The organism is Moorena sp. SIO3I6, assembly GCF_010672095.1.
Genome location: NZ_JAAHHU010001135.1, coordinates 1 through 1,640, shown reverse-complemented (window position 1 = coordinate 1,640; position 1,640 = coordinate 1). Strand labels below are relative to the sequence as shown.

At 46.3% G+C, this 1,640-nt stretch carries 1 protein-coding gene; it reads right to left on the bottom strand.

Going from position 1 to position 1,640, the window contains the following annotated elements; translation table 11 throughout:
* Window positions 1-1,640: HEAT repeat domain-containing protein (locus tag F6K49_RS46945; protein WP_293109352.1), on the bottom strand; the 1,640-nt coding region annotated here is incomplete at its 5' end.

The following is a 1,640-nucleotide window of genomic DNA, read 5'->3' as shown; positions in this document are numbered from 1 at the left end:
CTAACGACATTGGTGTCGCCAAGTTTTCTCCGAGCTCAGAAGAAAGATCGCGTGTTGACCCGCTCCTTCTTCACTCACGTAATCATGACTACTGAGTTTGGCTAGTCTGTCACTCCTAAGGGCTGCCGCAATCCTACCCACATCATAGTCGTCATCATCCAGCAATTTAATTAAGGGGTCGATGGTGGCTTCTGTCCCGATTTTTCCCAGAGCTTTTGCCGCACTCCAACGCACAGAATCGTGGTCATGATCCAGGCATTTACTTAGCTCAGGTATCGCTTTTTCTGATCCAGTTATTCCCAACAGCTCAACCTTAAGTAAGGTGGGAACATTTAACCCAGCCACTAACCCAACAGTCTGCTCCTGAAACTCCGGTTTTACTGCTCCGGCTAACCTGGCTCCCAGTTGCCAATCCACTGCTAACCCTAACCTTACCACCCGCTGGGCTTGGGCTTGATCATCTACTAATTGCAGCATCAGCACCAGGGTTTCTGTCCATTTCAAATAATTGAGATAGTTTTGTTGTAACTCCTGATCCCTAAGACGTGGTAATTGCTTCAATAAATATTCCGCTGTATAGTATTCTTGGATCAGTTGGTGTCGAAACTCAATCAAATCTCCTGATTGTTGAATCAAGTGATGCTTCAGTAAGTCATCAAGCAAAGTCTCGGGGCAAACATTAGAATTGACAACAGGCTTCTTACCTAGATAGTCAGTTAAAATTTCTTCGGCTTTTGTCTTAGGAATAGCAACAGTAATCTGCTTGGGGTTATCCCCTGCTGTCATCACAAACCCTAACTCTTGTAGCAGTTTAGGCCACAAGAGTTTTGATGCCCTTGAAACGTTAATATCTTGCTTGATGTTATCAGAATAGAACTGGGTAAATGAGCGAAACACTAAACCCAGATTCGACGGTATCTCTCCGTGATCCTGAAACAGGGAACATAGCATCCACAATAGTAGAGGAGTTTGCCCAAACTCCCGTAAGCGATCGCCCAACTGCTTAAGCATCTGCTCCCCCTGTTGTGGCAAATATTTTCTGACAAACTCCGACATTTGCTCTACACTCAAGGGTTGCATTTCCAACTTCTTCTGAATCCCCAAGTCACCACCTACTCCTAAATCCCTAGTGGTGAAAATCATGGGAGTACGCTTCTGGTAATCCTTCCGAAACTGAGTCAAATCCGAGCGTGCTGCTTCTGACGGTAGCTCGTTCACCCCATCGATCAGTAACCAGAATTGTCCATCAAACAATAATCTTTCGATTTCGGTGGAGTTGAGGAGTACACCATGACGTTTCAGAAAATTCCGCACTAACTCCAGCACCGATTTCTGGTAATATCGCAGTTCCACCAGCACCGGAATTTTCCCTTGTATTCCCTCATCCCCCAACAATCGCACTAACGCAGTGGATTTTCCCGAACCCGGACGTCCCATCAGTAAAACATGGTCAGCAGCATACTTGCGCAATCCGTCTAGCACAGGCAAGCGCTCAATTTTTTCCCGATTTTTGTCTTCTTCCCGATTTTCGTCTCGTTGTGGCTGCTCCGACTTGATGGTTTGCACCATTAGGCCATTAAACAGCATAGGGGTTCGTTGCTGCTGCTTGGGCTTGCGGCCTTCGACATCAGTGAGGGTAT